This window comes from Microbacterium esteraromaticum (genome assembly GCF_017303215.1).
Classification (GTDB): Bacteria; Actinomycetota; Actinomycetes; order Actinomycetales; family Microbacteriaceae; genus Microbacterium; species Microbacterium esteraromaticum_C.
In genome coordinates, this window is sequence record NZ_JAEMWU010000001.1 from 2,388,477 (window position 1) to 2,410,110 (window position 21,634).

The 21,634-nt window shown below is 67.9% G+C and carries 21 protein-coding genes; 9 read left to right on the forward strand and 12 right to left on the reverse strand.

Annotation, left to right across the window (positions count from 1 at the left end; all coding sequences use genetic code 11):
• Positions 1-22: 22 nt before the first annotated feature.
• Positions 23-1,420, forward strand: a complete 1,398-nt coding sequence (lpdA, locus tag JF543_RS11020) for a dihydrolipoyl dehydrogenase (protein ID WP_179410508.1) — start codon at positions 23-25, stop codon at positions 1,418-1,420.
• 62 nt (positions 1,421-1,482) lie between these two features.
• Here the strand turns inward: lpdA and JF543_RS11025 are convergent, their stop codons facing one another.
• From JF543_RS11025 to JF543_RS11050, 6 genes are all read right to left on the reverse strand, one after another.
• Positions 1,483-2,583 (reverse strand): FAD-dependent oxidoreductase, encoded by a 1,101-nt coding sequence (locus JF543_RS11025; RefSeq protein WP_206824098.1) that lies wholly within the window; start codon positions 2,581-2,583, stop codon positions 1,483-1,485.
• Positions 2,570-3,304: a methyltransferase domain-containing protein gene (locus JF543_RS11030; protein ID WP_206824099.1), complete on the reverse strand. Its 735-nt coding sequence runs from the start codon at positions 3,302-3,304 to the stop codon at positions 2,570-2,572. Before JF543_RS11030 ends, JF543_RS11025 begins: the two co-directional genes overlap by 14 nt.
• The gene (locus tag JF543_RS11035) at positions 3,294-4,457 is read right to left on the reverse strand and encodes a type III polyketide synthase (RefSeq protein WP_206824101.1); all 1,164 of its coding nucleotides are present in this window, start codon (positions 4,455-4,457) and stop codon (positions 3,294-3,296) included. Before JF543_RS11035 ends, JF543_RS11030 begins: the two co-directional genes overlap by 11 nt.
• A 125-nt stretch (positions 4,458-4,582) precedes the next feature.
• Positions 4,583-5,206: a CYTH domain-containing protein gene (locus JF543_RS11040; protein ID WP_206824107.1), complete on the reverse strand. Its 624-nt coding sequence runs from the start codon at positions 5,204-5,206 to the stop codon at positions 4,583-4,585.
• Entirely contained in the window at positions 5,196-5,411 is a 216-nt protein-coding gene (locus tag JF543_RS11045; protein ID WP_179410503.1) for a response regulator, read from the reverse strand. The genes JF543_RS11040 and JF543_RS11045 overlap by 11 nt, the downstream gene beginning before the upstream one ends.
• A 71-nt stretch (positions 5,412-5,482) precedes the next feature.
• Complete coding sequence (locus JF543_RS11050) at positions 5,483-5,953, reverse strand: prepilin peptidase (RefSeq protein ID WP_206820242.1); 471 nt, start codon at positions 5,951-5,953, stop codon at positions 5,483-5,485.
• Positions 5,954-6,077: 124 nt separating this feature from the next.
• Here JF543_RS11050 and JF543_RS11055 point away from each other — a divergent pair, with 124 nt between their 5' ends.
• From JF543_RS11055 to JF543_RS11080, 6 genes are all read left to right on the forward strand, one after another.
• Positions 6,078-6,848, forward strand: coding sequence for a hypothetical protein (locus JF543_RS11055; protein WP_241263427.1), 771 nt, complete (start codon positions 6,078-6,080; stop codon positions 6,846-6,848).
• Between the two features lie 17 nt (positions 6,849-6,865).
• Positions 6,866-8,404, forward strand: coding sequence for a DNA polymerase Y family protein (locus tag JF543_RS11060; RefSeq protein ID WP_242519707.1), 1,539 nt, complete (start codon positions 6,866-6,868; stop codon positions 8,402-8,404).
• On the forward strand, positions 8,404-11,829 hold the full coding sequence (locus tag JF543_RS11065; RefSeq protein ID WP_206824355.1) for an error-prone DNA polymerase: 3,426 nt from the start codon (positions 8,404-8,406) through the stop codon (positions 11,827-11,829). Before JF543_RS11060 ends, JF543_RS11065 begins: the two co-directional genes overlap by 1 nt.
• A gap of 85 nt (positions 11,830-11,914) precedes the next feature.
• A complete protein-coding gene (locus JF543_RS11070; RefSeq protein WP_206824111.1) occupies positions 11,915-12,343 on the forward strand; it encodes a pyridoxamine 5'-phosphate oxidase family protein in 429 nt (142 codons plus the stop codon).
• Positions 12,344-12,559: 216 nt separating this feature from the next.
• Positions 12,560-14,083, forward strand: coding sequence for a SulP family inorganic anion transporter (locus JF543_RS11075; RefSeq protein WP_206824113.1), 1,524 nt, complete (start codon positions 12,560-12,562; stop codon positions 14,081-14,083).
• Between the two features lie 25 nt (positions 14,084-14,108).
• Positions 14,109-14,855 carry an NAD(P)-binding domain-containing protein gene (locus tag JF543_RS11080; RefSeq protein ID WP_206824116.1) on the forward strand — a complete coding sequence of 249 codons (747 nt, stop codon included), beginning with the start codon at positions 14,109-14,111 and terminating at the stop codon, positions 14,853-14,855.
• Between the two features lie 84 nt (positions 14,856-14,939).
• Here JF543_RS11080 and JF543_RS11085 read toward each other — a convergent pair whose 3' ends face one another.
• From JF543_RS11085 to JF543_RS11100, 4 genes are all read right to left on the reverse strand, one after another.
• The gene (locus tag JF543_RS11085; RefSeq protein WP_179410498.1) at positions 14,940-15,143 is read right to left on the reverse strand and encodes a cold-shock protein; all 204 of its coding nucleotides are present in this window, start codon (positions 15,141-15,143) and stop codon (positions 14,940-14,942) included.
• A gap of 241 nt (positions 15,144-15,384) precedes the next feature.
• A complete protein-coding gene (locus JF543_RS11090; RefSeq protein WP_206824123.1) occupies positions 15,385-15,819 on the reverse strand; it encodes a hypothetical protein in 435 nt (144 codons plus the stop codon).
• Positions 15,820-15,834: 15 nt separating this feature from the next.
• Positions 15,835-16,392 carry a LytTR family DNA-binding domain-containing protein gene (locus JF543_RS11095; protein WP_206824124.1) on the reverse strand — a complete coding sequence of 186 codons (558 nt, stop codon included), beginning with the start codon at positions 16,390-16,392 and terminating at the stop codon, positions 15,835-15,837.
• Between the two features lie 27 nt (positions 16,393-16,419).
• Positions 16,420-17,601, reverse strand: coding sequence for a serine hydrolase domain-containing protein (locus JF543_RS11100; protein ID WP_206824125.1), 1,182 nt, complete (start codon positions 17,599-17,601; stop codon positions 16,420-16,422).
• Between the two features lie 165 nt (positions 17,602-17,766).
• Between JF543_RS11100 and JF543_RS11105 the strand changes: the two genes are divergently transcribed.
• Positions 17,767-18,135 carry a VOC family protein gene (locus tag JF543_RS11105; RefSeq protein WP_206824126.1) on the forward strand — a complete coding sequence of 123 codons (369 nt, stop codon included), beginning with the start codon at positions 17,767-17,769 and terminating at the stop codon, positions 18,133-18,135.
• A 107-nt stretch (positions 18,136-18,242) separates the two neighbouring features.
• A complete protein-coding gene (locus JF543_RS11110) occupies positions 18,243-18,653 on the forward strand; it encodes a hypothetical protein (RefSeq protein WP_206824127.1) in 411 nt (136 codons plus the stop codon).
• A gap of 220 nt (positions 18,654-18,873) precedes the next feature.
• On the opposite strand, the gene JF543_RS11115 is transcribed toward JF543_RS11110, so the two are convergent.
• Positions 18,874-20,118, reverse strand: a complete 1,245-nt coding sequence (locus tag JF543_RS11115) for an RES domain-containing protein (RefSeq protein ID WP_206824128.1) — start codon at positions 20,116-20,118, stop codon at positions 18,874-18,876.
• A gap of 24 nt (positions 20,119-20,142) precedes the next feature.
• The gene (locus JF543_RS11120; protein WP_206824130.1) at positions 20,143-21,615 is read right to left on the reverse strand and encodes a HEPN domain-containing protein; all 1,473 of its coding nucleotides are present in this window, start codon (positions 21,613-21,615) and stop codon (positions 20,143-20,145) included.
• Between the last annotated feature and the right edge of the window lie 19 nt (positions 21,616-21,634).

Consider the following 21,634-nt stretch of genomic DNA (forward strand, 5'->3'; position numbering starts at 1 on the left):
GGCGCGGCGATAGGCTGAGAACATGCCACACTACGACGTCGTCATCCTCGGCGCGGGCCCCGGCGGCTATGTCGCCGCCGTCCGCAGCGCACAGCTCGGCCTTTCCACTGCGATCATCGAGGAGAAGTACTGGGGCGGTGTCTGCCTGAACGTGGGCTGCATCCCCTCGAAGTCCCTCCTGAAGAACGCTGAGATCGCGCACACCTTCACGCACAAGGCCGATTTCTTCGGCATCTCGGGTGACGTGAGCTTCGACTTCGGCGTCGCGTTCGACCGCAGCCGCAAGGTCGCCGACACGCACGTCAAGGGCATCCACTACCTGATGAAGAAGAACAAGGTGACCGAGTACGAGGGCCGCGGCGCCTTCACCGGTCCTAAGGCCATCACGGTCACCAAGTCCGACGGCTCGACCGAGCAGGTCACCTTCGACAACGTGATCATCGCGACGGGGTCGACCGTGCGCCTGCTGCCGGGCGTGCAGCTCAGCGACAACGTGGTCACCTACGAAGAGCAGATTCTCTCGCGTGAGCTGCCCGAGTCGATCGTCATCGTCGGCGCCGGCGCCATCGGCATGGAGTTCGGCTACGTACTGTCGAACTACGGCGTGAAGGTCACCATCGTCGAGTTCCTCGACCGCGCGCTCCCCAACGAGGATGTCGAGGTCTCGAAGGAGATCCAGCGCCAGTACAAGAAGCTGGGCATCGACATCCTCACCTCCACCGCGGTCAAGACCGTCACCGACAACGGCTCCAGCGTGCACGTCACGTACGAGACCCGTGACGGCAAGCCGGGCGAGATCACCGCGGGCAAGGTGCTGATGTCGGTGGGCTTCGCCCCGCGCGTCGAGGGCTTCGGTCTGGAGAACACCGGCGTCGCGCTCACCGAGCGCGGTGCGATCGACATCGACGACCACATGCGCACCAACGTCGAGGGCATCTACGCCATCGGCGATGTGACCGCCAAGCTGCAGCTCGCGCACGTCGCCGAGGCGCAGGGCGTCGTCGCCGCCGAGACCATCGGCGGAGCCGAGACCCAGACGCTGGGCGACTACCGCATGATGCCGCGTGCGACGTTCTGCCAGCCGCAGGTCGCCAGCTTCGGTCTGACGGAAGAGCAGGCCAAGGCCGAGGGGCGTGAGATCAAGGTCGCCAAGTTCCCGTTCAGCGCGAACGGCAAGGCCAACGGCCTGGGCGAGCCGGTCGGCTTCGTCAAGCTGATCGCCGATGCAGAGCACCTCGAGCTCATCGGTGGCCACCTGATCGGCCCCGATGTCTCGGAGCTGCTGCCCGAGCTCACGCTCGCGCAGAAGTGGGACCTCACCGCTCTGGAGGCGGCGCGCAACGTGCACACCCACCCGACGCTGTCGGAGGCGCTGCAGGAGGGCTTCCACGGCCTCGCCGGTCACATGATCAACATGTGACATCCGTCGTCGAAGTGCCCGGTCCGTTGCGGACCGGGCACTTCTCGCGTTTTCGGGCGCTGTCAGATCCCGCGCATCGTCACCAGCGCGGCGGCGGCGTTCCGCAGCGGCGCCGTTCCCATGAGCCGAATCGCGCCCTCGCGCGCGTGTTGTCGGATGCCACGAGCCGGCGCCCCCATCGACATGTAGAACGTCGCCCGGCGCTGCACGTCGCCGGCGGCCCGCGCGGCCCGGCGTTCGTACGTGGCGAGGCCGCCCGGACCGCGCTGCCCGAGCGCATCGGCCAGGACTCGGGCATCCACCCAGCCCAGGTTCATGCCCTGCCCGCCGATCGGGCTGATCTCGTGCGCGGCATCGCCGAGCAGCACGACGCGACCCGCCACGGTCCGCGCGGCGCGGTGCTGGGCGGCGGTGAACGCGCTAGGCGCGACGGGCGTGATCGCGATGCCCGTTCGCGTGTGCACCGCGCGCGCGAAGTCCTCGCCTGACAGCGCGGGCACCCCCGGCGGGTGCCGTACGACCCAGCGCCGGCGCCCGCCCGGCAGCGGGAAGGATTCCACCAGCCCCCCGGGTTCGCAGTACAGCCGCGCGATCGCGGAGTCATCCGCGTCGGCAGCGTCGACCATCGAGTAGCGCGCCGTGCCTCCGCGACGACGCCAGCGGATGCCCAGCGCCGCGCGCAGCCCGCTGTGCACGCCGTCGGCGGCGATCAGGAGCGACGCGTGCTCGGATGTCTCTCCGGCCGCACCGCGCAGGCCGACGCTCACCCCAGTGCTGTCCTGACTCACCTGAGTGACTTCACAACCCATGCGCACCTCGACGCCGAGGGCGTGCAGTCGTTCCCGCAGCAGCGCGACCGTGCGCCGTTGGGGCAGAATCCGTACGGTGCGCTCCGCGGGAAAGGCGATGGATGCCAGCATCCGACCGCGCGCATGCACCTCGCCGCGGTCCAGCGCGACCGCGTCGGCGCGTAGGGCTGTGCCGACGCCGGCGGCATCGAGGGCGTCGAGTCCGGGCGGGTGCACGCCGATGGCGCGCGTGCGGTCGTCGGTGCCGGTGCGCCGTTCGCAGATCACCACGTGGGCACCGCGGGCGCCGAGCAGGCAACCGAGTAGCAGGCCCACCGGTCCGGCGCCCGCGATGATCACGTCAGGGTGCCCCATGGGGCGCCTCCCAGCGCAGCAGCAGGCGCGCCGGCATCCGCTTCTCGACGCGCCAGCCCGGCGGTACGCGCGCGGCGAGCTCGGCGCGTGTGTAGGAACGTCGGATGCTGGTGAGCCCGTCGGCCCGGATGTACGACCCGGCCAGTACGGTGCCGGCGACCGGCCAGGTCGCGGCGGCGAACAGCGCGTAGGCGGTGCGGCTGCGGGCGATGTCGCTGTGCTCGGCGACCCCGCCGATGCGCACGAGCCGACGCGACTCGGCCAGCAGCGCGTGCAGTCCGCTCTCGGTCAGGTGGTGCAGCACGTGATTGGACAGCACGATGTCGTACTGCTCCCCGGCGTCGACGAGATCGGCGCTGGAGGTGCAGCGCCATTGCACCAGTCCCTCGGGGTCAGCCCGGGTCGACCACTCCACCGCCCGCGGATCGATGTCGATTCCGGTCACCTGCGCGGGGTGCCCGTCCCGCCGTAGGCGCCGCGCCAGGGCGAGCGCCAGGTCGCCTCCGCCGCAGCCGATGTCGAGCACGCGCAGTGCGCCGCCGAAAGCGCATCCCCGGGCTCTCGGACGCACGAGGCGCCGGTACAGACCACGCGGATCCGAGACGACGGCGTTGACGGCCGCGAAGCGCGCATAGGTGCGCGCCAGCATCCGCGGGTCGGCATCGGCGGCATCCATCTGCTCCCGCGCGTCGACGGCGCGCACGCGCAGATCAACCGCCACCGGTCCCGCCGATCACGGTCAGCATGGCGCTCTCTGCCGTCAACCCGGGCCCGAACGCCATCGCGGCGACACGCTGTCCGGCGAGCGCGTCGGGGTCATCGAGGATGCGCTGCAGCACGAACAGCACCGTGGCGCTGGACATGTTGCCGCAGGTGCGCAGCACCTCGCGAGCCGGGTGCAGCTGCCCGTCGCTCAGCTGCAGGCGGCTCTGCACCCGATCGAGGATGCTGCGCCCACCGGGGTGGATCGCCCAGTGCTGCACGGCTGCGCCGATCCGTCCATCGTCGAACGCCTCGACCAGTGCGTCCTCCGCGGCCCACAGCGGGCGCAGCGCCTCGTCGATGTTCTCGCCGATCAGCTGCGGCACCGCGGTCGAGAGCACCATCTCGAAGCCGCTGTCGCCGATCGTCCAGGCCATGTCGTCCTTGCCGTCGGGCACGATCGCGGTGTGGAACCCGTCGAGTGAGAAGGCGGGCACGTCGGCCTCAAACGATCGGGCCGTCACCAGGGCGGCAGCGGCGCCGTCCGAGAACAACGATGACGCGATGATCGTGTCGGGGTCGTCCGATGAACGCAGATGCAGCGTGCACAGTTCGACGCTGACGACGAGCACCACAGCGGTGGGGTCGGCCAGGCAGAACTGCGTCGCCGCGCGCAGCGCGGGCATGGCCGCGTAGCATCCCATGAATCCGAGGTGGTATCGCTGCACGGCATCCGACAGTCCGAGCCCGCGCACGATCGCGTAGTCGGGTCCCGGCGCGTGGAATCCGGTGCACGAGACCGTGACGACGTGGGTGACGTCGGATGCCGTGATGTCGGGGTCAGCGGCGATCGCGCCCTGCGCCGCCGCGACGAAGAGCCGGTCGGCCTCACGCGCGTAGGTCTCGTTGCGGGCCTTGGTGCCGGGCACGAGCAGAGCGCCGGACTCGCGGTCGTAGAACTGCGGGTCCGGCGCATCGGCGGTGAGGTCGAGCTCGGTGAGCACGGTGTGTCTGGTCTCGATTCCCGAACCGTCGAACGAGGCGGTCACGAGCCGTTTGGTCAGGCGTGAGATCCCGGGCTGACCGGCGAAGACGTCGCGGACGGCGCCCTGCTCGAGTGGCACGTCGGGGACGAGGGTCTGCAGGGAGCGGAGCTGGACGTGTGGGCGCATGGCCCCACTGAAGCACGCCTCCCTGCCCGGGGAAAGGGCTTGTGCGCGGAGCCGCCGTGTGCGTTACCGTCGTGCGCGTTTCCGCGGTGAGCGTTGCCGCGGTGAGCGTTACTGAACGTCCGCCGTCAGAGCCCGAGTGCGCGGGCGAGCTTCGAACCCGACGAGGGCGGACGCCCACCTGCCGCGGCGACCGCACGTTCCACGGCGTCGAAGAACACGGCGCGTCCGTGCTCGTCGGCCGGCGCCGCGGGCCCCAGCTCCATCTCCCATTCACGCCATGCGCGGAGCACCTGCGACTCGGCGCGCAGATCGGTGGCGCGCACCCGGTCGTCGACGAACTCGGCGATGACACCGTCGGGGCCGCTGAGCAGGTAGGCGGTCCGGGAGTTCTCGATGCGTGCGAGGGGGGTCAGCTCGTCGGTGGTCCATTGCGCGACGAACTCGGTGACGGCCGCGGGAATCCGTCCGTCCTCATCCAATGGCCAGCCGAGTTCGAGGCGGCCGTCGCCCTGGCGTGGGCCCTTGACGTGCCACCCGGCGTCGGTCCCCCCGGTGCGGCGCCGCAGGGCGACCCCGTTCCGGGCCAGTACGGCATCGGCGGTGTCGAGGTAGCGGGCATCCAGTTCGCGTGCCTCTCCGGCGCTGACCGAGGTGACACCGGGCACATCCGTCCAGACGGGCAGCGCGGTGTCGGCGTCGGCGTCGTACTTGCGCTCGACCTCGAACGTGCGCTGCGGGTCAGTCGTCACTGGGCGTGATGTCGTCGCTGGCCTCGGCGAACCAGAAGGCCACCTCGGTGGGACCGTCGTCGGCTCCCGTATGGGTCGCCTCGCCTTCGCGCCGGTACATCACCTGCGTTTCGCTGTAGGGAACGATCAGGGTCTGCTGCTCGACATCGTCGAGCGGAAGGATCTGCCCGTCCAGCGGGCCGCCGTGGAGTCGTGCGAGTGCCATGTGCTCACCATAGCGCCGTGTTCGCCGATCGGGGTGGGTTTCCTCGTATGGGCGGGTTTGCGTCTGCCACGTCAGGCCAGACCGATGGCGAGGACGGCCCCGATGATCATCCAGGGCCCGAAGGCGATGCGGGTGTGCCGGTTCGCGCGGCGCAGCAGCATGAGCACGATGGCGTAGAGGGCTCCGAGCAGGAACGCTGCGGCGGCGCCGAGCACCAGCACCTGCCAGCCGTGCCAGGCGAGGACCAGCCCGATCACGGCCGCGAGCTTCACGTCACCGCCGCCCATCCCCTGCCGCGAGATCAGGTGCATGACGGCGTAGAAGGCGCCGAGCGCGAGCCCACCCAGCAGTGCACGCACCAGCCGTTCCCCGTCTCCCGTCGCGAGCGCCTCGATGATCGCCAGCAGCACGAGCGCCCCGAGCGTCGGCAGGACGATGCGGTTGGGCAGGCGGTGCGTGCGGGCGTCGATGACGATCAACCACGCGCCGATTCCCGCCAGGGCGAGGTGCACGACGATCACGGCGATGGAGTGGAGGGACACCCTCGCAGGCTAGCGATCGGCGCGTCACCTCGGGCCGGGCTGTGGATAACCACGAATGTCGGATGTGCGAACTAGCGTTCGAGGTGGACTTGAACTGTTCGAACATTTATTCGAGGATGGATGTATGCCTGACGGAGCGATCGCAACGACGATGACCTCCCCCGCCGACCGACGGGCCGGAGAGATCCTCCGGCTGCGCCGGGAGATCGGGCGCATGCAGCGCCGGCGCAGCGACGATGCCGTGATCCCGGTGGATGCCGCTCTGCAGGACCTGCTCCCCGAACGGGGCCTGCACACCGGGGCGGTCTATTCGGTCTCGCCGTCACCGAGCCTGATCTTCGCCCTGATGAGCGCCTCGTCGCGTCGCGGCGGCTGGTGCGCGGCGGTCGGCATGCCGACACTGGGACTCGAGGCCGCCGCCGCCTTCGGCATCGACCTCTCGCGGCTGATCCTCGTGCCCGATCCCGGCGATCGGTGGCTGGCGGTGGTATCGGCGCTGGCCGAGGTGGTACCGCTGATCGCGATGAGCCCGGGCTCTGCCGTGCGCGATCAGGAAGCCGCGCGGCTCGCCGCCCGGTTGCGCGATCGCGGATGCACGCTGCTGAGCACCGCGCAGTGGCCGCAGAGCGAGGGGATGATCAGCCTGCACGACCCGCAGTGGGAGGGGATCGGTGAGGGCTGGGGGCTGTTGTCGGACCGTACGGTCACGGTGACGGCGCAGACCCGCACCTCGCCGCGCCCGCAGAGCCTGCAGGTGCGGCTTCCCGGCAGTTTGGGCGGCATCGAGCCGGCGCCGATCACGCCTGTCGCACCTGTTCTGCCTGTCGCACCTGTGCGCCGCATCGACCGCGAGCAGACCCCGCTGCCGACCCATCCGAGCTGGGCGGTGGCCTGATGGATGCACCGAGCAGAATGCACGTGCTGTGGTTCCCCGACTGGCCGTTGCGCGCGGCGCTCGGGGCTCCGCCGCCGCACCCGCCCACCGCTCTCGTGCACGGCAACACTGTCGTGGCCTGTACCGCGTCGGCGCGCGAGCAGGGTGTGCGCATCGGCCAGCGCCGCCGGCTAGCGCAGGGTCGTGCGCCCGCGCTGCGCATGATGCCGCACGACCCTGCCGTGGACGAACGCGCCTTCGTCCCGGTGCTGCGTCTGATCGAGCAGCATGTGCCCGGTGTCCATCTGCTGCGGCCGGGGCTCGCGGGCCTGCGCTCGCGAGGGGTGTCGCGCTACCACGGCGGCGAGGCCGAGGCGGCTTCTGCGCTGCTCGCGGTGCTCGGCGAAGCAGGGTACCCCGAGGTTCGGATCGGTGTCGCCGACGGGGCGTTCACCGCCGAGCTGGCAGCGCGCACCGCGGCCGGCACCGAGGGCGCTCCTGCCTGGGTGGTCGTCCCTCCCGGAGGGTCGCGCGACTTCCTCGCCCCACTGCCTCTGCCGGTGCTCGGCGATGAGGCGCTGACCGGGTTGCTGCACCGGCTCGGCATCTCGACTCTCGGCGGCTTCGCCGCGCTGGACGCCGTCATGGTGCGCGATCGGCTCGGCGAGCAGGGAGCCCGGTTGCACGCGCTGGCCGGGGGCGCCGATTCCCGTCCGCTCTCGAGCCGTCCGCCCGATCCCGAACTGTCGCGCACGGTCGAGTTCGACACCCCCTTGGCGCAGTCGGATCAGATCGCGTTCGCGGTGCGTCAGACGGCGGATGCCGTGCTGCTCGGCCTCGCCGACGCCTCGCTGGTGTGCACCGAGGTGCGCATCGACCTCACCGATGACGACGGGGGCGTGTTCTCGCGGCCCTGGCTGCATCCGACCTGCTTCGACGCGAGTGAACTGGTCGACCGGGTGCGCTGGCAGCTTGAAACGCTCATCGAGCGCACGCCCGTTGCAGAGATCGACGCCGCCCGGTCGTTCCGCGGGATCGTATCGGTGCGGATCGCCCCGCTCTCGGTCGACGACGCCGCCCGCCATCAACCCGGCCTGTTCGGTTCGGGCACCGATGAGCGTCTGCATCACGCCGTCTCACGTGTGCAGACGTTGCTCGGCCATCGTGGAGTGGTCACGGCGACGGTGTCGGGCGGACGCATGCTCACCGATCGGCAGGTGCTGACGCCCTGGGGCGAGCGGCCGGTGCTCGAGCGCGATCCCGCCCTGCCCTGGCCAGGGCGTCTGCCGGGCCCCCTGCCCGCTGAGGTGTTCACCCCCGCGCACCCCGTCACCGTGACCGCGTCTGACGGCCAGTCGGTCGCGGTCGATGGACGCGGGGAGCTGTCGGATCCCCCTGCGCTGCTGGAGGGCAGCGAGATCGTCGCCTGGGCGGGCCCGTGGCCGTTGCACGAGCGCCGGTGGGACGGCGAGCGCGCGAAGGCAGGGCACCGCTTCCAACTAGTGGATGCGCGGCAGCGTGCATGGCTGGTGTTCTGCTCCGAGGGTCGGTGGTGGGCAGAGGGGCGGTACCGCTGATGGCCGGCTGGAACAATCCGAAACTCTCCTGGGCCGAGCTGGAGCGCACGCTGAGCGCTCCCACACGCGAGCAGGCACCGGCACGCGAGCAGGCACCAGCATCCGCCGAGCCCTCCCCGAAGCGTGCCGACCCCGGCCCGTTGAGCAGGCACCGCCCTCCCGTTGTGCCTCCGCCGCGTTCCCGTCCGGATGATGCCGTGCCGTACGCCGAGCTGCACGCGCACAGTTCGTTCTCGTTCCTCGACGGGGCCTCCTCCCCCGATGATCTGCTCGCCGAGGCCGAGGCGTTGGGCCTCACCGCACTGGCGATCACGGATCACGACGGCTTCTACGGCGCGGCGCGTTTCGCCGAGGCCGCTGAGCTCACCGGGGTGCAGACGGTGTTCGGTGCCGAGCTGTCGCTCGATCTGCCCGCCCCGCAGGGCGGTGTGCCCGATCCGGTGGGTGATCATCTGCTGGTGCTGGCCCGCGGCGTCGAGGGATATCACCGCCTCTCGGGGGCGATCACCCGCGCCCAGTTGCGTGGTGGCGAGAAGGGGCGCCCGCTGTACGACCTCGATGACCTCGCGGCCAGCGCCGACGGGCAGTGGACGATCCTGACCGGCTGCCGCAAGGGAGGTGTGCGGCGGGGGCTCGCCCAGGGCGATGCCGAGACGCCGTTGCGCCGGCTGATCGATCTGTTCGGGCACGACCAGATCGCCGTCGAGCTGATCGACCACGGCGATCCGCTCGACACACGTCGCAACGATGCTCTCGCAGACCTCGCCCGTGAACTGCGGTTGCCGGTGGTCGCCACGAACAACGTGCACTACGCGGGGCCCGACCGGGCCGGGCTCGCCGAGGCGGTCGCGGCGGTGCGCGCGACCCGCAGCATGGACGATCTCGATGGCTGGTTGCCCTCGCACGGCAGCGCGCATCTGCGCAGTGGCGCCGAGATGACCCGTCGCTTTCGCCGTTACCCGGGGGCGATCGAGCACGGCCTGCGGATCGCCGCGGAGTGCGCGTTCCCGTTGCGGCGAGCGCGCCCTGCCCTGCCGCAGACGCCCGTTCCCGAGGGGCACACCACCATGAGTCATCTGCGCGCGCTGGTGTGGGCCGCCGTACCGCACCGATATCCGCGACTCGATGACGAGGGGCGGGCGCGCATCGTGCGCGAGCTCGACGTGATCGAAGAGAAGGACTTTCCCGGGTACTTCCTGATCGTGCACGAGATCGTCGAAGAGGCCCGTCGTCGTGGCATCCTGTGCCAGGGCCGGGGGTCGGCGGCGGCGAGCGCGGTCTGCTATCTGCTCGGCATCACGGCGGTCGATCCGATCCTGTACCGGCTGCCGTTCGAGCGGTTCCTGGCGACCACCCGCGAAGAGGAGCCCGATATCGATGTCGACTTCGATTCCGGCCGGCGCGAAGAGATCATTCAGTGGGTGTACCGGCGCTACGGGCGCGAGCGCGCGGCGCAGGTGGCGAATGTCATCCAGTACCGGCCGAAGAACGCGGTGCGCGACATGGCCAGGGCGCTCGGGCACTCCCCCGGTCAGCAGGACGCCTGGTCGAAGCAGGTCGACGGGTGGGGTGCGGGCATCGAGGCGTCCGCCGACACCGACATCCCCGCTGATGTGCTCGGCTACGCGGGTGAGCTGCTGAAGGCGCCGCGGCATCTGGGCATCCATTCCGGCGGCATGGTGCTCACCGCCCGCCCGGTCGGCGAGGTAGTGCCGGTCGAGAACGCCCGTATGGCCGATCGCACGGTGATCCAGTGGGACAAGGACGACGCGGCGTGGATGGGGCTGGTCAAGTTCGACCTGCTGGGGTTGGGGATGCTCTCGGCCCTGCAGCACAGCTTCGATCTGATCTCCCGCGCCACGGGCGAGCGCTGGACGCTGCAGACGCTGCCCAAAGAGGAACCGGCGGTGTACGACATGCTGTGCCGGGCGGATTCGATCGGGGTGTTCCAGGTCGAGTCCCGCGCGCAGATGGGGTTGCTGCCGCGGTTGCAGCCTCGGCAGTTCTACGAGTTGGCGATCCAGATCGCGCTCATCCGGCCTGGCCCGATCCAGGGCGGTGCGGTGCATCCGTTCGTGCGCCGCAAGCTGGGGCACGAGAAGGTCACCTATGCCCATCCGGCGCTGGAGCCGGTGTTGCGGCGCACGCTGGGCATTCCGGTGTTCCAGGAGCAGCTGATCCAGATGGCCACCGTGCTCGGCGATTGCACGGCCGATGAGGCCGATCTGCTGCGCCGGGCGATGGGATCGAAGCGGGGGCTGGAGCGGATCGATCGCATCCGCGCATCGCTGTATCGGGGCATGGCCGAGAAGGGGCTGGTGGGCGATGCCGCCGATCGCATCTACGCGCAGATCCAGGCGTTCTCGAGTTTCGGGTTCGCCGAGTCGCATTCGCTGTCGTTCGCGCTGCTCGTGTACGCCAGCTCATGGGTCAAACTGCACTATCCCGCCGCGTTCCTGGCGGGGCTGCTGCGGGCTCAGCCGATGGGGTTCTACTCGGCGGCGTCGCTGACCGCCGATGCCCGACGGCACGGCGTGCAGGTGCTGCGCCCCGATCTGCACGCCTCGTCCGCCACCGATGACCTGGAGCTGCTCACGGATGCGGCGTCACCGGGGCCGACCGGCTTGGATTCCTGCCGACGCACCGTCGATCCGCCCGAGCCGCGCCCGTTCGACCGTGATGCGCCGGATGAGTCGGCCGCCCACCGCCGCGACGGCCGGTTCGCCGTGCGCCTGGGGCTGGCCGGTGTGCGTGGGATCGGCTCAGCCCTGGCCGAACGCATCGTCGCCGCGCGGGAGCAGCACGGTCCCTTTCGAGATCTGCACGATCTGGTGCGGCGGACGGATGCCACGGCGGCGCAACTGGAGGTGCTGGCCACGGCCGGAGCCTTCGACTGCCTGGGGATCAGCCGGCGCGAGGCGATCTGGATGGCCGGGGCCGCCGCGCAGGATCGCGCCAGGTTCCTGCCGGGCACTGCTGTGTCGGTGCAACCGCCTCTGTTCGCCGATCAGAGCAGTCATGAGCTGCAGGCGGCGGATCTGTGGGCGACCGGCATCTCGACAGACGACCACCCCATGACGCATTTCCGTGCGGCGCTGGCCGAGCGTGGGGTGCTCTCGTCGGATCAGCTGCGCTCGCATGAAGAGGGGCGCCGTATTGAGGTGGCCGGTCTGGTCACCCACCGGCAGCGTCCGGCGACCGCGAGCGGCATCACCTTCCTGAATCTGGAGGATGAGCACGGGCTGGTCAACGTGGTGTGCTCGATGGGGGTCTGGAACCGGTATCGGCGGGTGGCTCGTGATTCACCGGCGCTGATCGTGCGCGGCATCCTGGAGCGCTCGGTCGAGGGCGTCGTCAACGTGCTCGCCGATGCGTTCGAAGATCTGCGCACCGGTGTGACGCACCGGTCGAGGGATTTCCGGTGAGACGAGCGAGGGCCTCTTCTCGAAGAGACAACCTCATCCTCAGAAAGACCTCGCGCGACCACGCCGATCGGCGTAGCTTCAGAGCATGAGCATCGATGCTGCCGACCGAGCCGCCGTCGCCCACTTCGTCCGCGTCTGCGGGTCGGGGGTCGTGGCAACGGTCGGAGAGCAGGGTGAACCGCAGGCGGCGTATGTCGTGATGTATGCCGGCGATGATGCGGTGCTGGTGTTCGACGCGGCAGTCGACTCGCGCAAGGTTGCCAATATCGCGCGCGACCCGCGCATCGCCGTGGCCGTGACCGGTGCCGCTGTCACCGTGCAGCTCGAAGGCGAGGCCCGCGCAACGCAGGGTGCGGAGCGCGCCCGGCTCGGCGAGGAGTACTGCCGCCACTTCCCGAGTTCACGCGCTCTCGATGACGGATACGCGCTGTTCGCCGTGGACGTGCGCTGGGTGCGCGTGTATGACACCGGCAACCACCCGCCGCATGTGTCGGAGGCACGCTGGGGCTCTTGAGCCCGGTCGCCCCGTCGGTGTGAGGGGGCCGGTCGCACGCACGTGTTCGGGGGGGGTGTCCGAGCGCCTGCGTTAGGGTTGACGTTCACGCCCGCATGATCTGGCGGGCTTCATTCCGACCGAAGACCCCAGCGGGATCCTGTCGGGCGCGCGCAGAGCGCACACTCACTCTTCGATGTGTCACATCGGCCCCACCCCAGCCTGGAGGCACGCCTCATGACGACAGCTGCCACGACCGCCGACGACCGGAATCGGTATCGGCCCGAGCCCTCAGTACTCACCGCGCTGAAGACCCCGCGCATCCTCACGCGCGAAGTCCTCGCCGGTCTCGTCGTGGCGCTGGCGCTGATCCCCGAGGCGATCAGCTTCTCGATCATCGCCGGAGTCGACCCCAAGGTGGGCTTGTTCTCGTCGTTCATCATGGCTGTGACGATCGCGTTCGTCGGCGGACGCCCCGCGATGATCACCGCCGCGACGGGCGCGATCGCGCTCGTCGTCGCGCCACTCACCCGCGAGTACGGCATGGACTATCTCATCGCCACCGTGCTGCTCGCCGGGGTGTTGCAGATCGTGCTCGCCGTGCTCGGGGTCGCGAAGCTGATGCGATTCATCCCGCGCAGCGTCATGGTGGGATTCGTCAACGCTCTGGCGATCCTCATCTTCACCGCGCAGCTGCCGCATCTGATCGACGTGCCGTGGCTGGTGTACCCGCTCGTCGCGGTGGGCCTGCTGATCATGGTGTTCATGCCCAAGCTCACCAAGGTGGTCCCCGCCCCGTTGGTGTCGATCGTCATCGTCACCGCCGCCGTGCTCGTCTTCGCGATCAGCGTGCCCCGGGTCGGCGACGAGGGCGAGTTGCCGCGTAGCCTTCCCGAGCTGTTCATCCCGAACGTGCCATTCACCTTCGAGACCCTGTCGATCATCGCTCCCTACGCTCTCGCGATGGCGCTGGTCGGTCTGATGGAATCCCTGATGACCGCAAAGCTCGTCGACGACGTCACCGACACGCACTCGAACAAGACTCGGGAGTCCTGGGGCCAGGGCGTCGCAAACCTCGCATCGGGGATGTTCGGCGGCATGGGTGGCTGCGCCATGATCGGGCAGACCATGATCAACGTCAAGGCCTCGGGTGCTCGCACGCGCATTTCGACGTTCCTGGCGGGGGTGTTCCTGCTGATCCTCATCGTGGTGCTCGGCGACGTGGTCGCGATCATCCCGATGGCGGCGTTGGTCGCCGTGATGATCATGGTGTCGGTCGGTACCTTCGACTGGCACTCGATCAGGCCGTCGACGTTGAAGAAGCTGCCGAAGAGTGAGACGGCCGTCATGGTCATCACCGTCGCGGTGGTGGTCGCTACGCACAACCTCGCCATCGGTGTCGTGGTCGGAGTGTTCGTCGCCAGCGTCATGTTCGTTCGCCGCGTTGCGCACCTTGTCGACGTCAAGCGCGAGGTCGTCGACCATGACGGCACTCAGGTCGCGCACTACACCGTGGAGGGGCAGCTCCTGTTCGCCTCGAGCAACGACCTGACGACGATGTTCGAGTACGCGGCCGATCCCGAGCGCGTGGTGGTCGACTTCTCGAAGTCCCATGTCTGGGACGCATCGACCGTCGCGGCGCTCGACGCCATCGAGACGAAGTACGAGCAGCACGGGAAGAGTGTCGAGTTCGTCGGCATGAACGATTTCACGAGTGCGTTCCATGCTCGGCTGACGCGAGGCCTCGGCGACGGCATCTGACGCTACTACGGCGTACGATGGCGGCGTGCAGACGGGCTCGGGCGGGCAGAGTGGCGGGCAATGCGCCGGGCAGCGCGATGCGCGCCCGATCGCTGCGCTCGGGATCCTCGGCGCGGGGCGCCTCGGTTCGGTACTGGCCAGGTTGGCGGCATCCGCCGGGTACCGGGTGCGGGTGGCGACCTCACGCGATCCCGCGCTGATCGCGGCGGCGATGTCGGCCGTCGGCGCGGAGGCGACGACGCCGGCGTCGGTGATCGCCGAGTCGGATGCTGTCGTGCTGGCGCTCCCCCTCGGTCGCCTTCCGCAGGTGCCCGCGGATGAGCTGCACGGGATGCTGGTGATCGACGCCATGAACTACTGGTGGGCGACCGATGGCATCCGTCCTGATCTTGAGGATCCGCGCTCGTCGACGAGCGAGCTGGTGCAGCGGCATCTGCCAGGTGCACGCGTAGTGAAGGCGCTGGGGCACATGGGGTATCAGGATCTCGAAGACGAGGCGCGCCCGGCGGGAGCGCCGGGGCGCAAGGCCATCGCGATCGCGGGCGACGATGAAGCCGATCTCGCCGTCGTCTCGACGCTGGTCGACCGGTTGGGTTTCGATCCGGTGGTCGCGGGGCCACTGGCATCCGGTATCGCGCTCGAACCGGGCGCCGAAGCGTTTGGCGCCGATGTCGGTGCCGAGGAGTTGCGCGCGATGCTCGACCGCTTCCCGACGTCGCAGCGCGGCATCGTCGTGGCGCGGGCACGCGGTGGCCGGCTGTTCGGCGAATGAGCGCGGCGGGTTCTCCCGCGTCAGATGCAGAACGGGCGTCCAGCCCGGGCCGTAGCCCGGACTGAACGCCCGCATCAGGTCAGGTCAGATGACCTGGATGTTCGCTGCCTGCATGCCCTTCGGGCCACGCTCGGGGTCGAACGAGACCTTCTGGTTCTCTTCGAGGCTGCGGTAGCCGCTGCTGTTGATCGCGCTGAAGTGCGCGAACAGGTCGTCCGAGCCGTCGTCGGGTGCGATGAACCCGAAGCCCTTGTCGGCGTTGAACCATTTGACGGTGCCAGTGGCCATGACGTCATTCCTTCGTTGTCTGGACCATGGTGGTGATCCGTGTTGCCGCGGCGACGGCGCCGCCGCGGGGTCTGGTGAGAGCCGCAGGTGTGCGCGTGTGCCGCGATGCCTTGGGCGAGAAGATAGTGAACCAATCTCAGGAAGCTGGCCCGGAGAGGACGCCGGCAGAAACACAACTTCACTGACTTGCTCTTGACAGTACCCGACTGGCCCGTGATGCACCAGCCGGGTGAGTGATGACTCAGCGGTTGGTGTCGGCCGTCTCGTCGTCGAGTCCGGCCTGGTAGGCCGCGAGGCGCCGTTGCGCGCGGCGGTACATCTGGTAGTCGACGAGGTTCCCGATGCCGACGATGGTGACGACGATCAGGGGGATCGCCCACAGGTGGTAGCCGACGACGCCGGGGCTGATCGTGATTAGTGCGGCGGTGACGATGGCCGAGATCGTGATCGCGATGGCGGCGCTGATGACGAAGTAGGTTGCCGTGCGGGCGATGCGTGTCGGCAGCAGCGAGGTGAGCCATTCGGTGGCGGCACCGATGGCGAGGCCGATGATGCCGCAGAGCAGCACGGTGACCACGCGTTCGAGCGGGGTGGCGCCGGCCGAGCCGATGACGGCGAGCACGGTGCCGATGATGAGGCCGAGAAGGCCCGACTTGGCGATCGCGGAAACGTCCATATGTCTGCTCCGTTCTCAGATTCCGAGCCTGGCGCGCAGGTGTTTGGCGTACATCTTCGAGACCTCCACGTCGTTGCCACCGGTCATGCGCAGCACGTAGCGGGAGTTGAACCACGGCACGATCTCTCGCACGTGGCTGAGGTTCGCGAGTTGCGATCGGTTGGCGCGCACGAATCCGAGCGGCCCCCAGGCCGTTTCGATCTGCTGCAGGGTGCCGCGCATGCGCGCGGTTCCCGAGGCGGTCACCGCGATCGCGCCGTCGTCGGCGGCTTCGATGACGAGCACGTCGCGGGCGACGAGCACGACGAACGCGTCGTCGCGCTGGCCGATCATCGTGCGCGGAGTCTGTGCGGAACCGCGGATGCCCGAGGCGAGCATCCGGACGACCTGCACGTAGTCGAGCGCGTCGAAGACGATCGCGGGTGCGTGGTCGGGCGCGGTGTGTCCGCGTTCGACGAGCACCCACCGGGAGTCGGTGGTGGTCTCTGCACTCGTACCGGTGGGGATGCCGGCGGCGGCGAGTTCACGTTCGATGCGGGGTCGGAGGGCATCCGAGCAGACGATCTCGATCATCGTCCTCCCCCTTCGATCGCGGTCGATTCACGCGGCGATGCGTTCGACGAGCAGGCGCAGTTGGATGAGTTCCTCGATGGCCTTCAGTGCGAAGTCTAGTGATCCGTAGTTGGCGACGTAGATGCGGTCGTTCTCGGGGTCGTAGAGGGCGTAGGTGCCGGTGGAGCCGACGGCGCCGTGCATGTCGGTCATCGAGAACAGCATCGGCGAGAGTTCTGCGAAGCGGAACTGCATGATGCCGAGTCCGTAGTGGATGCCAGTGTCGTACTGCCCGGTGAACGTGGTCAGCTCGGCGAGCATCTCGGGCGAGAACAGCTCGGCCGAGGTGAAGGCGCGGGTGAAGGTCACGAGGTCGGAGAGGGTGGTGACGACTCCTCCGCCGGCCCAGTCGACCGACAGCGCGGCGCGGTCGCTGAGGTCGACGCCGCGCACGGTCAGCGGCAGGATGTCGGTGCCGGGTCCGTGGTCGGTGAGCAGGTGGCTGTCGCGCATGCCGAGGGGCGCGAAGATGCGCTCGTGCAGTACGTCGGCGTAGAGCTGCTGTTCGATGCGTTCGAGTGCCAGGCCGAGCAGGATGTACCCGGTGTCGGAGTACGCGAACTCCTCGCCGGGGGCGGCGACCGGGGTCTGGTTCTCACGCGAGAACGCGAGCAGGTCTTCCGGAGTGAATGCCCGGTCGGGGTCGTCGGTGACGATGTCGATCATCGACGGCCCGCGCAGCACGGGCCCTTCGAAGTAGTCGGCGATGCCGGAGGTGTGGCCGAGCAGGTGGCGGAATGTCACCTCACCGCTGTGGTCGGTGCCGTCGATGGTGAACAATCCGTCGAGGATCTCAGCGTCGAGGTGTTCAGAGATCGGGTCGTCGAGGGTGATGCGCCCTTCATCGACGAGTTGCGCGTAGACGGCGGCGAGCATTGTCTTTCCCACGCTCGCCGCGTGGAACGGGCTGTCGGTCGTCGCGGGCTTCGTCGAGGACGTACCTGCCGCGTACTCGTGCAGTTCGCCGGTGGGTCCGTCGTAGGCCGCGAACAGCGCCGCCGAGACGGTGTCGTTCTTCGTCACGGTGTCTACGAGTCGTTCGTTGATGGCAGCATCCGCCTCGGACTGCGACAGGGGCCTGTTCGCATACGCGAGCACTCCCCCGCCTGCGACGACCACCGCGGCCACCGACGCCGCGACCCAGATCGCGATCTTCACTCCTGTACGCATGTGCATTCCTTCCGCCGTTCTCGGTCGATTCGACGGTAGGAAGAGCGGATGCCGCAGCGATACGGCGGCCGGCTGAGTGGTCGGCGAGCGAGGGTGAGTGGTCGGTGAGAGGGGGTGAGACTCTTGGCCTGTTGGGGCTCAGTACCGGGTGGTAGCGTCGGCGGCATGGACCTCGGCGCGTTCTCGGTGAGCCTGGCGGTATCGAATCTCAAGGACTCGAGGGAGTTCTACGAGCGGCTCGGGTTTGCTGTCGTCGGCGGTGATGCCGACCAGGGATGGCTCATTCTGCGCAACGGCGACACGACGCTGGGCCTGTTTCACGGGATGTTCGACAGCAACATCCTCACGTTCAATCCCGGCTGGGATCAGGCCGGTCAAGAGCCGCCGTCCTTCACCGATGTGCGCGAGATTCAAGCCGCGCTCAAGGCGGACGGAGCCGCGCTGGTGAGCGAAGTCGAGGGCGAAGCCGGGCCGGGGAGCTTCGTGATCACCGACCCAGACGGCAATGTCGTGCTCTTCGACCAGCACCGCTGAGTGGTCGCGGTTCAGCGGCTGCGGCCTTGGCGCGCCGCGGGAACGAGCGGGTATCCGTCGTCCATTCGCAGATCGGTTGTTCAGCGCAGCCCCGTAGTCTCGCGCCCATGGTGATCCGTCTGCTCCTTCCGATCGCGATGTTGAGTGTCGGCACGGTTGTGCTCGGTGGGTGCAGCCTGTTGCGTGGTGCACCCGACCGCGAAGACCTTGTCACGACGTCGTACGGCGAGTGCACTGCTCAGTGGTGGCTCGATCCGGTTGGGGGCGACGTTCCTGTTGAGGCAACGCAGATCGCCGCAGCGGCACTCGAAGATGCAGCCGCAACACCAGCGAGCCGAGCAGAATGGCAGGCTGTGCTCGTCGACACGCAATCAGAGGGCGCCGAGATTCCCGAGGATCGCCTAGAAGCGCAAGCGCACATTGAGGTCGTCCGAGAACATGTTCGCGATGAGCTTGAGGCCGGTGGATACCCCGACGAAAACCGTGTCATCGAAGTCTGGTCTGAGCTTCGTTGCTGATCGCGTGCGACTCTGCTTCCGATAGCGAGACGGCTGCGCGCGGAGCCTATCGCCGCTGGCGGGGCCCGCTTTGCGAGAGCGAGTGCACGTACGTCCGACAAGAATTGAACCTGCGACCCCTTGGCGTATCCAATTGTGTGCATGACCGCAGTTTCGCGGGTTCTCAGAGCCAGGAACGTCCACGGCATGGACGAAAGTGTTTCCCAAAGTGCTTACAGACTCACCACGCCGTTCTACTTACCCTCACCGTCCGCTCAGCTCGGTATCGCTTCACAGTCTTCGGGTCGATAAGGAAGACAGGCTCTTCGTCGTCGAACGTTCTTTTCCACAGCTCCGACACCTCGGGGGCGGGCTCAGTCGTGGAACGCATGGGCGTGTCAGGGCCGAAGAACAGCACGACGTTCTTACCGCCAGGCGCGACTTGCGACTCCCACGCAATGCCATCGAACTGAACTCCGGTACCCCACCGCAGGAACTCGGTGACCACTTGGGTGGGTGCATAGTCCACTGGATGCTTATCATCCAGAATGACGGGCTGAGTAATGGCGTCACGGAACAGGTCGAAGAAGGCGATGAAGACGTACGACGCACGAGCGGTCTCATCGAAAATGCTGGGACGAACCGGCACGCGAGTGAGGTCGAAAATCTGCATCGGCCGCTGTAAGACATATTCACCCACTACGGCCTCGCTGTACGGACTGTGGGCCACGACTTCGGCGCAAGCAGTCTCTGCGTCCGTGGCTGTGTAGAAGAGCGAAATCCCCTGAGCATTCATGCGCCCCGCCGATGCACTGCCAGCGGGCGCAGGCCCAAGCTCTGCCGCAGGGTTCTGCATGACCTTCTTCTGAAGCGCCCAGGAATCCCGCTCGATGCGCGCACGGTAGACCTGAGTTCCCTTCGGCAACGTCTTCATCAAGCCCGTCTCGTCCCGGACGAAGCCGGAAAGCGCCGAGAGGAAGGAGTACAACCGCTCAGGTGGTGTCATCCCGGTCTTGCTCCCCTTGACACGCGGCAGAACCAGACGGGCCTCATGCTTCACTGTCTTCGCGAAGCTCTCCCATCCGAATTCGACGTAGGACATGGTGTCCTGCTCGACCCAGTACTCGGGTTCGCTGATGAGTCCTGCGACCTCTGCCGCGACCTCGTCCAGCATTGCATCAGGGACCACGCCGTCAATCAGGTTGTATACAACGGTCAGCGTGTCCAGTTCTTCAGCGAGAATCTCCCCCTCCACAACGGGCGCGTTGTTCACGTCCTCGTAGAAGTCGCCCGCCACCTCGTAGATGACTTCGGTGAGGTGCTCCAGGTTCACCGCGAAAGGGGATGTGCCCTCGGGTGATGTCCGTCCGCAGAACGCACACTCTCGCTCATCCGCTTTCTCGCTGACCCTCCTCGACAAGTGCGCGTCGTCGATGTGGTCAAGGCACAGCGCCTTGTCCGTCCAGCCGATGATGGGGAACTCCATGTGCACATCATGGCATCGCCGCCCTCACTCGACCGCGTTGTGGGGTACCCCAAAGTGCAGTCGCGCGAGCCGACGAGCGTAGCTGACCTCGGGGTGGTACCTGACCGCATCCAGAAGGCGCTCCTCGCTCTGTCCGAGCTGGTGCAGAAGTACCAAGACGACGACGGCTGAGGACACTTCGATGACCGCGTGCAACTCCTCCAAGTCGAAGTCAGCCGCCCCAGTGTGCGCCAGATGGTTGCGTGCTTTCACGCTCCGCTCAGCCCAGACCTCGGCGCTCGGAAGTAGCGCATCCCGAACAGTCTCCCCCATCAGGTCTGCCAGAGCGACAAGCCGTTTCACCAGCTTCGGCTTGTTGTCAGCGATGCGTTCGCTGACCCACTGCTTGCGCTCGGCGGGGACGACATCCAAGATGGCGCGGCGAAGGTTCCTGTGCTCAGCGCGAGGCATCTCCGTCGTCTTGTCGAGCGATTGATGGAGCGCCTCAGCCGCGCCGACCGCCGTGACAACCTTAGGTTCGACAAAGCCATCAGGCAGGTACCGCAAGCCGAGCACCATCCCGATGACCGGTTCGAGTAACCGATGAAGCGTCAACCAGCGCGGGACCAGCTCTTCGAACGGGATGTCGTCGAGGTCGAGCAGGAATCTCGGTCGTCCCGTCGCTACGCCAAGCGGGGGCACGATGTGCTCCCGATACACCTCAACCCGGCGCACCTTGTCCTGAAGAAGATGGCCGTCCGGCCAAAGCTCCGGAGCGGGCGGCAGCGTCAGCGACTCGGAGACGATGCCGCAGTTCTCCAGGGCTGAAAGCGAGATGAGGTGCGACAGACTCGCCAACGGATGCAGAGCGTCGATGAATGACACAGGCGTGGGGAACGATGCCGTAGCGCTGACGGCTTCCCATGTCCGCGCAAACGTCCGGCTTGGCTGCGAATCAAAGTCCGGAACCATGAATGTGTGGAACAGGCCGAAGGCTGTCTCCCCTGCCGTGACTGAGAGCCTCTGAACCGAACGCGTCGTGATGGCCGTAGAGCCTGTCAGCCGGTTGGTCTGAGCATCAGATTCCTCAGTGATTTCGTATGCCGTGAGGCCAGACCACGCCGTCAGCCAGTCCACCTGCGTGACTGCCCCGACGAACACCGCCTCATCGAAATCATCGAGGTGGCACCCGACGAGCAGTACGGATGCCTCCGCTTCAACTTCGGCAGCAGCCGAACTGAGGGTGGTCTGCATCCGGCTGACCCACACGTCACGCAGAGTGAGCCTGATTCCCTTCGCCAAGCCATGAAGAACGGGCCACTTAGGCAGCCCGTCATCACGGCGGCCACTCGTTCGTCGCGCTCCGCCAAACGGAGCATCGTTCCCGGTACGAATCAGACGTAGGTGAAGTCCTTTCGCAGGGTCATACGTCAGGATGCCCGCCTCCGTCGCGGTCTCCCCCGGTATCTGCCACTCGGCAACCCATTCTTTCGGCTCCGCCAACGTGCTCAGGCTCATGAGGGGATGGTATCGGCAG

Excerpts from the sequence above, each read along its gene's own strand:
- lpdA (WP_179410508.1), top strand. The coding sequence starts at position 23 with ATGCCACACTACGACGTCGTCATCCTCGGCGCGGGCCCCGGCGGCTAT.
- JF543_RS11025 (WP_206824098.1), bottom strand. The coding sequence starts at position 2,583 with ATGGGGCACCCTGACGTGATCATCGCGGGCGCCGGACCGGTGGGCCTG.
- JF543_RS11035 (WP_206824101.1), bottom strand. The coding sequence starts at position 4,457 with ATGCGCCCACACGTCCAGCTCCGCTCCCTGCAGACCCTCGTCCCCGAC.
- JF543_RS11045 (WP_179410503.1), bottom strand. The coding sequence starts at position 5,411 with ATGGCACTCGCACGACTCCACGGCGGCCCGCTGGACGGGCAGATCCTT.
- JF543_RS11055 (WP_241263427.1), top strand. The coding sequence starts at position 6,078 with ATGCCTGACGGAGCGATCGCAACGACGATGACCTCCCCCGCCGACCGA.
- JF543_RS11060 (WP_242519707.1), top strand. The coding sequence starts at position 6,866 with ATGCACGTGCTGTGGTTCCCCGACTGGCCGTTGCGCGCGGCGCTCGGG.
- JF543_RS11065 (WP_206824355.1), top strand. The coding sequence starts at position 8,404 with ATGGCCGGCTGGAACAATCCGAAACTCTCCTGGGCCGAGCTGGAGCGC.
- JF543_RS11070 (WP_206824111.1), top strand. The coding sequence starts at position 11,915 with ATGAGCATCGATGCTGCCGACCGAGCCGCCGTCGCCCACTTCGTCCGC.
- JF543_RS11075 (WP_206824113.1), top strand. The coding sequence starts at position 12,560 with ATGACGACAGCTGCCACGACCGCCGACGACCGGAATCGGTATCGGCCC.
- JF543_RS11085 (WP_179410498.1), bottom strand. The coding sequence starts at position 15,143 with ATGGCCACTGGCACCGTCAAATGGTTCAACGCCGACAAGGGCTTCGGG.
- JF543_RS11090 (WP_206824123.1), bottom strand. The coding sequence starts at position 15,819 with ATGGACGTTTCCGCGATCGCCAAGTCGGGCCTTCTCGGCCTCATCATC.
- JF543_RS11095 (WP_206824124.1), bottom strand. The coding sequence starts at position 16,392 with ATGATCGAGATCGTCTGCTCGGATGCCCTCCGACCCCGCATCGAACGT.
- JF543_RS11100 (WP_206824125.1), bottom strand. The coding sequence starts at position 17,601 with ATGCGTACAGGAGTGAAGATCGCGATCTGGGTCGCGGCGTCGGTGGCC.
- JF543_RS11105 (WP_206824126.1), top strand. The coding sequence starts at position 17,767 with ATGGACCTCGGCGCGTTCTCGGTGAGCCTGGCGGTATCGAATCTCAAG.
- JF543_RS11110 (WP_206824127.1), top strand. The coding sequence starts at position 18,243 with ATGGTGATCCGTCTGCTCCTTCCGATCGCGATGTTGAGTGTCGGCACG.
- JF543_RS11115 (WP_206824128.1), bottom strand. The coding sequence starts at position 20,118 with ATGGAGTTCCCCATCATCGGCTGGACGGACAAGGCGCTGTGCCTTGAC.
- JF543_RS11120 (WP_206824130.1), bottom strand. The coding sequence starts at position 21,615 with ATGAGCCTGAGCACGTTGGCGGAGCCGAAAGAATGGGTTGCCGAGTGG.